The following is a 13,093-nucleotide window of genomic DNA, read 5'->3' on the forward strand; positions in this document are numbered from 1 at the left end:
ACTACAACTGCTCCAGAACCTCCTTGTACTTTCGATAATCTTCAAGCAATTCGCCATTATTATCTTTAATGTAATCAAGGTCTCCGCGATTTCCGGCTTCCTCAAGAAGTCTTGCTTTTTCGGACAGGTCCCTCGCTCCGATTATTCTGGCGGAGCTCTTTAGTGCATGAACCTTTGTTGTGTAATCCTCAATTTCTTCTTTAAAGTAAAGCTCTTCTATTTCATCCGATTTCTTATCCACGCTGTCCCTGAAGAAACGAAGTGTATCGACAAACAATTCCTCCGTTCCGGCGTAGTCCACTCCTGCTTCGATATCGATATAGCCCTCTTTCTCCAGACTGTTAAGCACTTTTTTAGTGTCGGATCTGACTACCGGAGGTTCTTCGTTATTATCGTCACTGCCTTCAGTTTCTTCCGAGCCATTACCAATATTTTGTTCAATAGCATTAGCCTCGGCGTTTCCCGGAGTAATTATTTTCTCAGCCGGAATATACTTCTTCAGCATATCCTCGAGACGTTTTCCGTTAACCGGTTTTTCCAGATAATCATCAAAACCGGCCTTAATAAACATGTCTCTTACTCCGCTGACAACATTAGCTGTAAGGACTATGCAAACGCTGTAATAATTTATTCCATCAGCATCGTATTTGATATGCTTCAGGAGCTCTACACCATCCATCTTGGGCATACGGTGGTCTATCAGCAAAATGTCATATTTCGTTTTGCTAAGGAGATCCAGAGCCGTCTTTCCACTAAGGGCAGTATCCACTGTCATCCTTGTACGTTCCAGAAGCCCTGTAACAACCTTAAGATTCAGTTCATTATCATCAACTGCCAGGATTTTTACATTGGGAGCAATAAAGCTTGGACTGTAATTGCCCTGTCCGGTAGCAACTTCCTCATCAATTTTGTCATATGCCCCTATCTTCTCCCAGTTGGCTACCTTCTGTCTTACTACAAAGGAAAACTCACTACCTACGCCATACGAACTCTTAATTTCAAGCTTGCTGTCCATTCCATCAAGAATCTGTTTGACAATACTCAAGCCCAACCCTATCCCCTCAAGGGATCTTCTATTGCCTTCTTCAATTTTCTCCAAGGTACTAAACAGTTTATCAAGCTCCTCAGGTTTCATTCCAATGCCTGAGTCCTTGACGTGAATTTTCAAATCGATGCAATCATTTTCGACCTTTGTAAAGTCTATATTCAGCTCCACAAAGCCTGCCATGGTGTACTTCACACCGTTTGTAAGAAGGTTTATCAGGACCTGCTTCAGCCTTGATTCATCGCCGATAAGCCCATCGGGAATATTCGGATTAACTATTGGATTATAGAAAAGTCCCTTGCTCTCTGCACGTTCTGTAATCATCATATTGACATCGTGAATCATGCTCGATAAATGATAGGACTCTTTTTTTATCTTTAACTTGCCCTCTTCCATCCTGGAAAAATCAAGAATATCATTCACAAGGAACAGAAGCGCATTGGCAGAACTGTTTATATTGAATGCGTACTGCTTGATTTTTTTGTCGTTCGTCTCTCTCTGCACAAGTTCCCCCATACCCATAATTGAATTTATGGGGGTTCTGATCTCATGGGACATATTTGCAAGAAACAGAGTTTTAGCCCTGGAAGCTTCCTCTGCGATCTTGTAGGCTTTTCTGAGTCTGAAGTACATAATGGCTCCAACCACGACAACTATAAAGAATAATCCCAGAATAACTCTGTACGCGTACAGATAATCCAAAAGATCATATTTGTATAGCCTTCTTGTCGTGTAATCAAGAATAATAGCCTGCTTTTCACTATCTGAAATCGTTGCTATTTCCTTGTTCAGCTTCTCAATAATCTTACGGCTATTTGAAGTATCAGGCGCGCCTGCATAAACTCCCATGGAAATGACTTCCGTCGGATGAACCCTCAGATTCGAATAGAATGGCTTTTGAAGCAGGTAGCTCCATACATATGCATTATTCAAAAGTGCATCAACTTTTCCCGCCTTAAGCACGCTCACACATTCAGAAACATCTTCGTATAAAGTTATATCCATTCCCGGTACAGTCTGTTTGAGTGTCTCCGCAATACCTGCCTGAGATTTAAGCATACCTACTCTTAACTTGTTAAATGCAGGAAGTTCCGGATTACTCACAGTAACAAGTGTCATCGGCGTCTCTACCAAGGCATCCGTTATGACACTTTGCAGACCACCCTCGCTTGAAATAGCACTTCCAAGCGGCATGACAAGGTCATACTTATCATTATCGAGGGCCGCCTTAATATTTCCTTCCTGCATTGCCTTAAACTGTACTTCATAGCCGGCTGCATCTCCTGCTTTACGCAGAAGATCAGCCCCTATACCGACAATTTCGTTTGTCCGATGATCAACATAATACATAGGGCAGCGGTCAGCCGGAACACCCACGATAAGTGGTTTCTTTGAAGCTGCCGCTACGCTGTTTGAAGACATAGCAGTGCTAATAAACACCATAAAGGTGCATAGCAAAACTATGAAGATTTGACTTGATCTCCGTATATTTTTCAAGACGTTCACCTTCCTTGTAAAGGAGTCGTTCCGACACTGAGGGCAAAATATCTATAAATATATGGTACATCAAATCAATTGGCGAATATATTAAATAACGATAAAGAATTTATGTATAAATACTATAAAAAAGTTATTCTATCTCCATTATAGCCCGCAATAAGACCTGCAAGTACCGAAAGCTGTTTTAGATATCCCTTTACGCTTGTGATACTAAAAATGTGCACATTATTGTTGAAAGTGTCTTGTGATTTTTGGGGGTGAGGGGAACCAGTACCAATATATGGGCTATTTGTAGCTTTTCTTGGTATGGGATTACTTCGATATCACCAAGATATTATTAAAATCGCCTTTATCTTGGTCCATAGTATTCAGAATAATACCAAGATATTTCTAAAACCGGTTATATCTTGGTTCAGATTTGCAAAAATAATACCAATATATAACTGAAATCAGCTTTATATTGGTTTATTGTCTGTAGAATACTACCAATATATAGCAAAAGCAGGCTGCATCTTGGCAATTATCTCATAATTAGTGCCTATATCCATATATTAAAATACATCAGATAACACATTTTCCCTTACAGAAAGCAGCCTTAAGCTCAAGTGTGTCCTTATCAACAAGAAGAAAATCCGCATATTTTCCGGGAGTTATGCTGCCAAGCTTGTCATCAGCATGAACTGATTTTGCGGGATTGATGGTAGCGCACTGCACTGCTGTCTCAAGCGGAATTCCTATCTCCTTAACAAGAGTAATCATACAGTCATAGAGATTAGTTACGCTGGCAGCGATGGTTCCGTCTGAAAGGAGGGCACGCTTGCCCTCTACATGCACCTCATGACCGCCTAGCTCGTAGCTTCCGTCCGGAAGTCCGGTGGCACGCATGCTGTCGCTTATAAGAACAATTCTGTCCTTATCAATAAGTCTGAAGGTGTTTCGATCCACGCTGTGATGATGATGAACTCCATCTGTTATGAGTTCTACCATACACTCAGGATCATCTGCTGCAGCTCCTACAACTCCGGGTGCCCTATGGAGAAATGGACTCATAGCATTATAGAGATGAGTGACATGATGAGCCCCAAGGTTCATTGCCTTCATAGCCGTATTGTAATCGCAGTCCGTATGAGCTATGGAGATTGTCACCTCCCCAGCGAGTTCTCTTATGAAATCCATGGCTCCCTCGGTTTCAGGTGCGATGTCGATCAGGGATATTTTCCCGCCGCTCCTTTTTATCATTTCTCTGGCAAAATCTACATCAGGAGCAAGAATATCGGACAGTTCCTGAGATCCCTTCTTTTTAGGCGAGATGAAGGGGCCCTCCATATTAATTCCGATGAAATGTGCCTTATTTTGTAGTGATTTTTTCCTAGCAAACTCTTCGGTATTATCTTTTGAATCAGCATGCAAAAAGAACTCCCGGGTAGCATCAGCCACCTTCAGGAGCTTCTCCTTTGAAACAGTCATGGTTGTCGGGCAAATCGCTGTAACCCCGCAGGATGCCTCGTAGGTCAGAAGCTTTTCTATAGCCTGCAAACTTCCATCACAGAAATCACTTCCCATACATCCATGGACATGAATATCCACAAGACCGGGAATAACATAGCATCCGGATGCATCAACAACCTTATCATCATAAGTTGCTTCTGATTCCTTCACAGCAGCCGCCCCATCGACAAAGAATTCGCCATCGGTAAATATATCTTTTTCCACAAATCTGAAATTATTATCAAAAACAAGTCCGCCGGTTACTCTCATAACGACTCCTTAATCGCTCCCAAATACAACATCCATAGTTGAGTTTTTGTGTTTTATTGGTTTTCTAAAAAATCCTCTCCTCCTATTTTATTCGGAAAAAGAGCAAAAGTAAAAAATTTAGTTTCAGTTATTGGTGTTTTTACTGATATATAAAATCTTTTTCAAGCGTATTTAATAGGATTTTTATGGCTAAAAAAAGACTTTGCAAAATATAATTGATTTATAAGTAACGTGGAAAAAGACTAGGCGTTAGGAGGATTTTTTATGGTTAAGATCAATAAGAAGCTTGCTACATTTACGGCTTTGGCAATAATGATGTCACTAGTAATGGCTCCGTCAGTCAGGGTTTTAGCCGCTAATCAAATGACAGGTACTGTAAAAACATCCGCATCTGAGCCAGCTGCAGGGACAGTAACAGAAGAAACCACTGTGGAAATCAGTCCTGAAGTGGACGCTATGACTCTAGATGAACTTGTTGCTTATACCGACGAATTGCTTAAATCAAGCTGTGATGATGATGAAAGCAGCGGCTACAATCTCAGAACCTATGATGACCGTATAGTTGTTGAGATGTGGTATACCGGAATGAACGACCTTGTAAAACTGGCTGCAATAGACGAAACGTACCAGCCCACCTGGGATTACATGGTTGAAGCAATGAGAGATATAAGTGAAACATTGTATGCTGCTTATAAAAAATATGATAGGCATGTATATGTAATTCTTCTCGATGAGACCGATCCCGAAGAACATCTTATAGCTTGCAAAAACGGAAAAGTGACCTATGATTTCTTGCATCCTGAAAGGTAAATAAACTGTTTTCTCTCTAAGTATTTATGGGTAATCGATTTTAATGAGGGGCTACCTTCGTGAGGGTCTTTCTTGAGGGTTGCTCGTGAGGGGCAAACTTGAGGGTCTGGTTTGAGGGTTATTCGTGAGGGTTTAGCCTTAAATAGCAAAAAAACAGGATTGATCAACATAGTCTGTTGGTTAATCCTGTTTCTTTTTTTCGAAGGATCATTGTCCTTCTTTCTTCCTTCTCGTATGATACTTTTTGCGGAAAATACACTAAAGAAGGAGGATACATGAATAGTATCACAGATTTATTAGACCTTGAAGATGGCGACCTCTGTATCACAGAAACCCAGATTCAAGGTCAGACTAAAACTATCACCATCGAAACCAAACCTGTGGCTCATTACTGCCCTAACTGCGGCTACAGGATGTATTCAAGAGGTGTCAAAAAGCGAAAAGTTAATCATCCTATTCTTCAAGACAACTACTCGCTTATCATTATTCTGAAACAGCGGCGATGGCGCTGTACTAATCCCGAGTGTCTTTATGACATCAGCGAAAATTTCAAGTTTGTAAACAAGCGCAGGCGCACATCCAACGCTACGGATATGCTGATTGTAGACGCGTATAGAAATCTTATGGAAACATCGGTCTCTATTGCCAAGAAGTTTCATGTTTCAGATTCCCATGCTCACGAAGTCTTCGACAGGTATGTCAAACTCGACCGTCTTCCTCTGACAGATGCCATTTCTATTGATGAGGTCTGCATAGATATGGATGAACGTTGTAAGTACGCCCTGGTCATACAGGACTTCCATACCGGTGACCCGATTGACCTGCTGCGCAGTAGAAGAAATGATGTCACAGAGCCCTATTTCACTGGAATTCCAATTGAGGAGAGATTATCTGTAAAATACCTTATTTCTGACATGTACAAGCCCTATATCGCTTATGTAGAGAAATATTTCCCCAATGCAATCCCCGTTGTGGATTCCTTTCACGTGATTCAATGGATAACCCGCCTGATAGACAATCATATCCGGCAGCTGATAAAGAAATACCGCCAGCGTGACCGTGAGCTCCAGGCCAAGCTTTCTATGGAACGTCATGAACCTGTCACTCTTCCGGTCTCTGATGAGGTATACATTCTACAGAAGTACCGTTGGTTGGTCCTGTCCAATCTATCAAATATCCGTTATCATCAAGATCTTCGTATGGATCCGCATTTCCACCGGCTTATGAACACGTTTGATTATGAAGATGCCCTGTTCAGGATAGATCCCAATCTTCAGGAATTCAGGGATCTCAAAGAAAAGTATGTGCAGTTCAATTCTCGCAACAACGGCGATCCGCATTCAGCAAGGCTGGAACTGTACACGCTGATAAAAGAATACAGAAGCTCCAGGCATGATATATTCCGCGATTTTGCCTCACTTCTTGAAAAATTTGAGGATCCCATAATCAATTCTTTCATAATGGTTGAAAAAATGGGAAATGGAAAAATCTACAACAGCAGGCTTTCTAACGGCCCTATTGAATCAATAAACAGGAAAATAAAGGATCTGAAGCGCATGGGCAGAGGCTTCAGGAACTTTGAGCACTTCCGCAACCGGTTCCTTTATTCAACCAGATCCGCTCCTGTGCTCAATGGCGTAACTGACTATAACCCTGTTGATTACTTTGAAGAAGATGATTTTTAGGAGGACTAATTAATGCTTGATTATTGTGCTTTCAGCAAAGACCATAAATGCATCAAATGGGAAGATTATCAGATAATGCTTCAAGAGATAGAAGAAGCAGACTCACTTTGCCATGGTAACTGGATTGAAATAGAAAAACAATACAACTACATCCTGGAACTACAGAAAATCCTTGATGAACATGGTATTGATTATCCTGTGCTGCTGTAATCTAATCAGAGGGTCTGGGGCTATAACTCCAGACCCTCAAGTTTGCCCCTCACGAATGCCCCTCACGAACAACCCTCACGAATAACCCTCACGAACTCCACTAAAAAAAAGAGCCAGCCCCTCAGGACCAATGCTATTAAGTTAAGACAATCTTAACGAAAAAACGAAGAGAGTCACTTCCTTAAAAAAGGGAAAGTGGCTCTCTTTTTCTTGACATATAGCTGCATGATATGTATTATATTGATTAGGAAATGTGGTTTCATACCGTACAGCCTTAGCTCATGCGGCCTACTACGTTTCTTTTTTTATGTCAATTATGTCGTATAGATAAAGTTTGTTATTCGTATCACATCTAATTACCATTCTCCCTCTAAATTTGTTGCGCCCAGTTATGGAACCTTTATCGTCTGTGGTTGGAAGTGTGAAATGAATAGTCCCATAATACCATCCATTCATTGCTTTATTTTCATTCTTGCTTTTATAATTCTGTCTAAAGCACAGATTATCAACCGTTTTAATAAGTTCAGGGATAGCCTGCGATAGATTTGCTTTTGCTTTTCCAATAGTTCCAAACGCTGTTTTCTTATAATTGCTGTGAGTATATTCATCCGGGAAGTCTGAACCAATGTAAACAATATCGTCTGTTTCATCTATAGTATAATATTTCCCAATATACTGTTTAAGATATTGTTCAACACCTTCCCAATCAATCTTTCTTTTCCCACTAAATTTAATGCTCTGGATCTCAACAGTTTTCCGTCCATCATCTGATATAACAATCTTAGCAGCCGGATTATTCTGCACTAATGGTTCAAGAATAGTGCGATTTTCAGGAGTATCAATATAAAATGCTCTGTGATGCTTTACAAATACGAGATCCTCTATAATTTTGATGCCATCATGCTTTGCGCATATCATAGCATCTTTATCAGAGGAACATCTTCCCAATTCGGGAATGACTTTTATCCTTGTTGCTCCATGTCCTTTCTTGTCTGATACAATGGCATAGCCCTTCTCTAATTCGTCTTCAGTGTAACCTGTCTTTAATTCTTCAAAGTATTCATCAAAGTCTCTTTCATCATCAAGAAATGGCTTTGATGCCTTATATATTTCGTTTATGCGATGTTCGGATATCAAATTCTAAACCTCTTTCTTTATTATCTTATTCAGCAAGTTTTTCGAGAAATCAAAGATTAGTTTTCATAGGTTTCCTCCATAAAATATTGGCTTATTGGTATTACAGCCAATATTTCTCTCTCTTATCATAGTGTCTTGCGAATCCTGCTTCGTTTGAGCCACCTACTATATGCTTCGGTGTAACAGCATGTAATTTAATTCCTTTAATGAAATATCTGACCATTTCTGTTACTTTTTCGTCTGTGGGTTCGCCCTCTATATATCCACTTCCGGCAAGGCATAATTCTTTATGCCTCACAGATATATAGCATTCACAATTATCATTGAAACGACGATTTCGTGGTAAGTCCTTATACCAGAGGTAGCTGACATCATAATCAGCAATATCATCACTGACCGCATTGAGAAAACTGTCCTCAAACTTGCAGCCATAAGCATATTTCTTAACATTCACCAAATCCTTAACGGATACTTTCTTATAGTTCATTCACTCAACCTCCCATTTTTCCACTTCGTATTCTGTAGGATCACACATGTATTTTTTCTGATCTTTTTTATCCTTAAGCTCCATTTTATCCCTGAACACATCTGCTTTTTTCCTCGTCAGAAAAGATTTTGACAATTTCTTTTGATGCACCGTCACAGTCACAGGGCAGTGATGTCACGACGTATACATAGTTTTTGACTTTAGCCATTTTTATCCTTCCATGTTCCTACAATATGAAAATTAGGTTTTACTCAGTATTCAGCAACGCTGTTAAGCTGGATAAGCTCCACAGTGTTTGTCTTTATTTTGTTCTCTCTGCAGAATTCCTTGTAAAGAGATTCTAGTTCGGCTGCTCCAACTTTTGTAAGAGGCCACTGAACATCAAAGTTCGTCGAGTCCTCTGCGCCATCTGCTGTGTTAAGAAAAAACACCTCTACGTTTCCGCAGCGATGAGGTACTACCTCGCAGTCTATCAAAATTCCTTTTGCTTTAATGCATTCCTTTATTGTCATAGTTAAATTCCTCTTGTTCTTAGGACGAATAATTAGATTTCTATAACAGAGATTAGATCCGTTGTTCTGGGATCAAGCTCTTCAATACATGCTCTTAATGTATATCCGTCACGTTTTCTCTCATCCCACTTGCCTGCATTGATTTCTTTTTGCAACTCTTTTGCCATTGAAATTGCTTTGTTGCGAATATAAGTACCTCCGGGTCCAGGCCATGTTTCAATATCTTTATCTTTTTGCCCAAGCGCCATGCTGACCATATAAAAATTTCTCGCCATTTTTTATTTCCTTTCCAATAAAACTAGATTTTATCTGCCTTGAGTAAAGATAGCTGTTCCTCAAATTCTACTTATCTACTGCCTCAGATAACCGGTATCGACATATTTCAGTCACCCCGCTGTATGCAAATTCAAAGCTCCGGATCGCCATTGATTATCTCTTGGTGAATAACACTTGCGTAGCACTAACCTTTATTCTGTTTTTATACTATAAATATGGCAGAAAGCTGATATTTCTTTGCTTTCTGTACAGCTCCTTGTTTGATTGTAATGTAATTATAACATATAGGTTGCTATATGTCAATATAGGTTGCTATATTTTTGGGTATCTGTTATGATTATACTATCAAATAGATAGTCCAATAAACTGTACAGCAGAAAGGATTTGTATAAAGAATGACATACAACGGATATAATGAAACAGGCAGAAAAGCAACTGTTAAATATATGAAAGATAAGCTAAAACAGCTTAATATACGTTTCAAAAAAGACGAGTATGAGCAACTTATAAAGCCACTATGCGAAAGGGTAGGGATGAAACCAACAACATATATTAAGATCGCTTTGAAGGAAAAACTACAAAGAGATTTCCCAGGGGAAATACCAAATAATGCGATTACAAGTGCAGAAGCTGACGATTGATTTTTACACTCTATCTTTGTTCTTCTAACTGAAAAATTCATATTTGAAACGAACAGAATTAAACAACGCGTTGAATGGAAAACACCGGATTATGTTATATAATTAGAAATGGATAATTATATACAAAAGAAAGAGCACCTGCCCACCGACCAAAGTTTGCAGATGCTCCAAGGTGTTTCCACCACGTTAACTATTCAATACTGTAAGTTCGTTCCTTACATTTTGGAATTATAACCTCTCAAAATTTTTCTGTCAAGGATTCTCTCGCATATCGCCATAATATCCCATGGAAATGAAGTGGAAACACCGCCAAGGAAGGTGGTGATACCAATGGTCTGTGCAGATATGCACAAGAAAGGCACGGCATTGGAACAGCTTAATGATGTCATCGCAGATACAGTAGCAGACATCTCAAAGTTTACCAAGAAGCCGGGTGATTTTAGTCGCAAACGTAAACTGGACGCAGCAACAACTATCAAAGTCACTCTGAATATGGAAGGACAGTCGCTCAATACTGAGATGATCCATGCATTTCCAGACATGGATGACAGGATGACTGCATCTGCTTATGAACAGCAGAAAGCGAAGCTGTCGCCGGGACTGTTCATGCACATATTCAACGAATATAACAAGACATCCTATCGTCGCAATCTCTTCAACGGCAAATATGAACTGTATGCAACGGATGGCTCTGACTTCAATATGCCATACCAGAGCAAATCCAAATATGCCTGTAAAGCGCCTACAGGAAGACCACGCAAAGACGGAGAGACTTATAAGCCCTTTAGTCAGTTACATGCGAATCTTCTCTACAACATTACTGACAGGACATATCGGGATATAATTATTCAGCCAAAGGCTCGCGCTGATGAACGCGGGGCTGCCATTGAGATGTTTGAACGTCTGCATCCTGAGAATCCATATATTGTACTCATGGATAGGGGATATGACGGGTTCAACATGATTGAGCACGGCAACAGGCTTAATGATGACGGCTACTATGTGATCCGCACTAAAGCAGGATATGGTGGCATAAAGGAGATTTACGAACTTCCTGATAAGGAATGTGATGTCGAAATGACTTTTAAAGTCACAACGTCAGGACAGTATTACTTGCAAAATAAAGATTCTGAAAATATCCATCTGATAAACGCTCCTAAGAATACTCATAAGAAGTACCTGTCTCCGAATACAAGATATCAGCGTTGGGATTTCAAACAGTTTGAAAGTATCAAATGCCGCGTGGTCAAGTTTAAGATAAATGAACCCGATACTGGGAAAGAGGAATGGGAAGTCTTATTGACCAATCTTAACCGCTTCGAATTCCCTATCAGAAAAATGAAGGAGCTATATCACATGCGATGGGATATAGAAACGTCTTTCAGAGAACTCAAATATGCACTTGGAGCAGTGCAGTTTCATTCCCGCAAGGACGACTTTGTGGAGATGGAGCTTATTGCTCACCTTATCATGTTCAATGTAGTAAGCAGGACTATCAATGTGGTATATGTACCACAGTCTAATGAGAAAAAGTACAGGTATGTTGTATCATTCAAGGATGCTGCAACACTTGTGCGCAAGTATTTCTCGCTTCATTCACATGAACCATTGCATCAGATATACGCAGAGTTGCTTGCCTTTACTCGCCCTGTGATAAGCGGGCGAGCTGATAAACGGAATATGAAGGCAAAATCAGCAGTCTGGTTTGTTTACCGCGTGGCATAGACTCTGAGAATAAATAACTTATTTTTAGATCGGATGAATAAATCCGGTCTATTTGCAGTGCATAAAAATAGGCAAAAGAAAAGACCATGCAACAGATATACTCTGCAAACATGGTCTTATGTTAAATTATTTGCTTAACTTAATAGGCTTTTCGCGGTTTTTCGCTAATTATAATGTTTTAGAGATAAAACAGCTCTTAACTTATTAGCATTGCCCTCAGGACTGACCCTCATAAACTTTGGGAAACCCTCACGAATATCGATTACCCGATTTTTATAGTTTTTGGACTATACTAAGTTTACTCTTTTTTATCCAAGAGTGCTTTAAGCCTGGCAATCTCAGCATTCTTCTCTGCTATGGCTTTGTCTTTCTCTGCTAAAGCTTCGTTCTTCTCTGCCAAGGCTTCGTCCTTCTCAGATAGAAGAGCTTCATATTCGTGCTGCATTATCAATTTGTCTTGCTGTGTAAGCATATATTCTGCCCTCCATTCTTTGCTTTTCCTGGCAAACTTGACAGCATCATCCAGCTTTCTAACTAAGTTGTTGTCGCTAAGTTCACCAGAAAGATAATCCAAAAATAATTTCATATTCTCTGGAACATCATCACTGCAACCTTTAGCACAAACAAATATTTTGGATGTCCCATCTTCCAAAATAATGTTTGTGTTTTCCTTTGCACGCGCCTGAAATGTGTAAATATGGTAGCCATACTCATCAAAGATGTTAAAGGGACATATAAATATCACATAACTATCTCTAAGCTGTGTGTAATCATACCCCTTTTCCAGATCTCTGTTGTCGATAATGCTTTGATAAAATCTTGATCTGCGTGGCAAATCCTTATTATCTATCACTTGCATTTCAATATCATACATGCAAGAAAGATCATCTTCAAAATACACATCCAAGCGAACGCCCTTACCATCCGGACTTGTCTCTATTGTATGTTCGCTGTCATTCTTTACTATGCTTCCAATTTTCCTGTTTAAAATAAGTTCAACCAATTCCTTACATAAATCAGGATAATACTGCATAATTTTGCAGAAAATAAAGTTATTTGTAATTGTTAAATGTTCATACTCTTCTAAATCTTTAATCAAATATCTTCTCCTTATATTTTATTCGAAAAAAGGGCAAAAAACCACCATGTTTCGAACGTTTATATATTTGTTTTATTTTTTGAATAGTTTGGCGACCCCACCAATGAATTAAGACTTTGATACGATATCACAATAATTTATTCGAGTCAACATTAAAGGGTGCAATGGAAGGTTCATTCCTTCCATTGCACCCTTTTTATAGTTTTGC

Annotated in this window: 13 protein-coding genes; 5 read left to right on the forward strand and 8 right to left on the reverse strand. The window is 39.5% G+C overall.

Translation table 11 applies throughout. The annotated features are described in order from the left end of the window. Nucleotide 1: 1 nt before the first annotated feature. Both G630_RS20675 and nagA read right to left on the reverse strand, forming a co-directional pair. Nucleotides 2-2,488: a response regulator gene (locus tag G630_RS20675; RefSeq protein ID WP_196805749.1), complete on the reverse strand. Its 2,487-nt coding sequence runs from the start codon at nucleotides 2,486-2,488 to the stop codon at nucleotides 2-4. 618 nt (nucleotides 2,489-3,106) lie between these two features. Then, nucleotides 3,107-4,303 carry an N-acetylglucosamine-6-phosphate deacetylase gene (gene nagA, locus G630_RS0104380; RefSeq protein ID WP_026497868.1) on the reverse strand — a complete coding sequence of 399 codons (1,197 nt, stop codon included), beginning with the start codon at nucleotides 4,301-4,303 and terminating at the stop codon, nucleotides 3,107-3,109. A 264-nt stretch (nucleotides 4,304-4,567) separates the two neighbouring features. Here nagA and G630_RS0104385 point away from each other — a divergent pair, with 264 nt between their 5' ends. From G630_RS0104385 to G630_RS0104400, 3 genes are all read left to right on the forward strand, one after another. Beyond that, a complete protein-coding gene (locus tag G630_RS0104385) occupies nucleotides 4,568-5,113 on the forward strand; it encodes a hypothetical protein (RefSeq protein ID WP_022760668.1) in 546 nt (181 codons plus the stop codon). A 275-nt stretch (nucleotides 5,114-5,388) separates the two neighbouring features. Beyond that, nucleotides 5,389-6,798: an ISL3 family transposase gene (locus G630_RS20680; protein WP_044958672.1), complete on the forward strand. Its 1,410-nt coding sequence runs from the start codon at nucleotides 5,389-5,391 to the stop codon at nucleotides 6,796-6,798. Between the two features lie 12 nt (nucleotides 6,799-6,810). Further along, nucleotides 6,811-7,008 (forward strand): mobility-associated LCxxNW protein, encoded by a 198-nt coding sequence (locus G630_RS0104400; RefSeq protein ID WP_026497869.1) that lies wholly within the window; start codon nucleotides 6,811-6,813, stop codon nucleotides 7,006-7,008. A 291-nt stretch (nucleotides 7,009-7,299) separates the two neighbouring features. On the opposite strand, the gene G630_RS25310 is transcribed toward G630_RS0104400, so the two are convergent. From G630_RS25310 to G630_RS0104430, 5 genes are all read right to left on the reverse strand, one after another. Beyond that, complete coding sequence (locus G630_RS25310) at nucleotides 7,300-8,145, reverse strand: hypothetical protein (protein ID WP_242829901.1); 846 nt, start codon at nucleotides 8,143-8,145, stop codon at nucleotides 7,300-7,302. 100 nt (nucleotides 8,146-8,245) lie between these two features. After that, a complete protein-coding gene (locus G630_RS0104410) occupies nucleotides 8,246-8,632 on the reverse strand; it encodes a hypothetical protein (protein WP_026497871.1) in 387 nt (128 codons plus the stop codon). 85 nt (nucleotides 8,633-8,717) lie between these two features. Further along, nucleotides 8,718-8,840, reverse strand: a complete 123-nt coding sequence (locus G630_RS25575; RefSeq protein WP_256379734.1) for a hypothetical protein — start codon at nucleotides 8,838-8,840, stop codon at nucleotides 8,718-8,720. A gap of 43 nt (nucleotides 8,841-8,883) precedes the next feature. Continuing rightward, nucleotides 8,884-9,144: a hypothetical protein gene (locus G630_RS0104425; RefSeq protein ID WP_026497872.1), complete on the reverse strand. Its 261-nt coding sequence runs from the start codon at nucleotides 9,142-9,144 to the stop codon at nucleotides 8,884-8,886. A 32-nt stretch (nucleotides 9,145-9,176) separates the two neighbouring features. Beyond that, nucleotides 9,177-9,419, reverse strand: a complete 243-nt coding sequence (locus G630_RS0104430; protein WP_026497873.1) for a hypothetical protein — start codon at nucleotides 9,417-9,419, stop codon at nucleotides 9,177-9,179. A gap of 396 nt (nucleotides 9,420-9,815) precedes the next feature. On the opposite strand from G630_RS0104430, the gene G630_RS20685 reads away from it, so the two are divergent. Beyond that, nucleotides 9,816-10,061, forward strand: coding sequence for a hypothetical protein (locus tag G630_RS20685; protein WP_044958674.1), 246 nt, complete (start codon nucleotides 9,816-9,818; stop codon nucleotides 10,059-10,061). 345 nt (nucleotides 10,062-10,406) lie between these two features. Beyond that, nucleotides 10,407-11,786: an IS4 family transposase gene (locus G630_RS0104440; RefSeq protein WP_026497874.1), complete on the forward strand. Its 1,380-nt coding sequence runs from the start codon at nucleotides 10,407-10,409 to the stop codon at nucleotides 11,784-11,786. A gap of 298 nt (nucleotides 11,787-12,084) precedes the next feature. Here G630_RS0104440 and G630_RS0104445 read toward each other — a convergent pair whose 3' ends face one another. Beyond that, complete coding sequence (locus G630_RS0104445) at nucleotides 12,085-12,885, reverse strand: Rpn family recombination-promoting nuclease/putative transposase (RefSeq protein WP_049946087.1); 801 nt, start codon at nucleotides 12,883-12,885, stop codon at nucleotides 12,085-12,087. Nucleotides 12,886-13,093: the final 208 nt, after the last annotated feature.

It is taken from the genome of Butyrivibrio sp. WCD2001, from assembly GCF_000424485.1.
Lineage (GTDB): Bacteria > Bacillota > Clostridia > Lachnospirales > Lachnospiraceae > Butyrivibrio.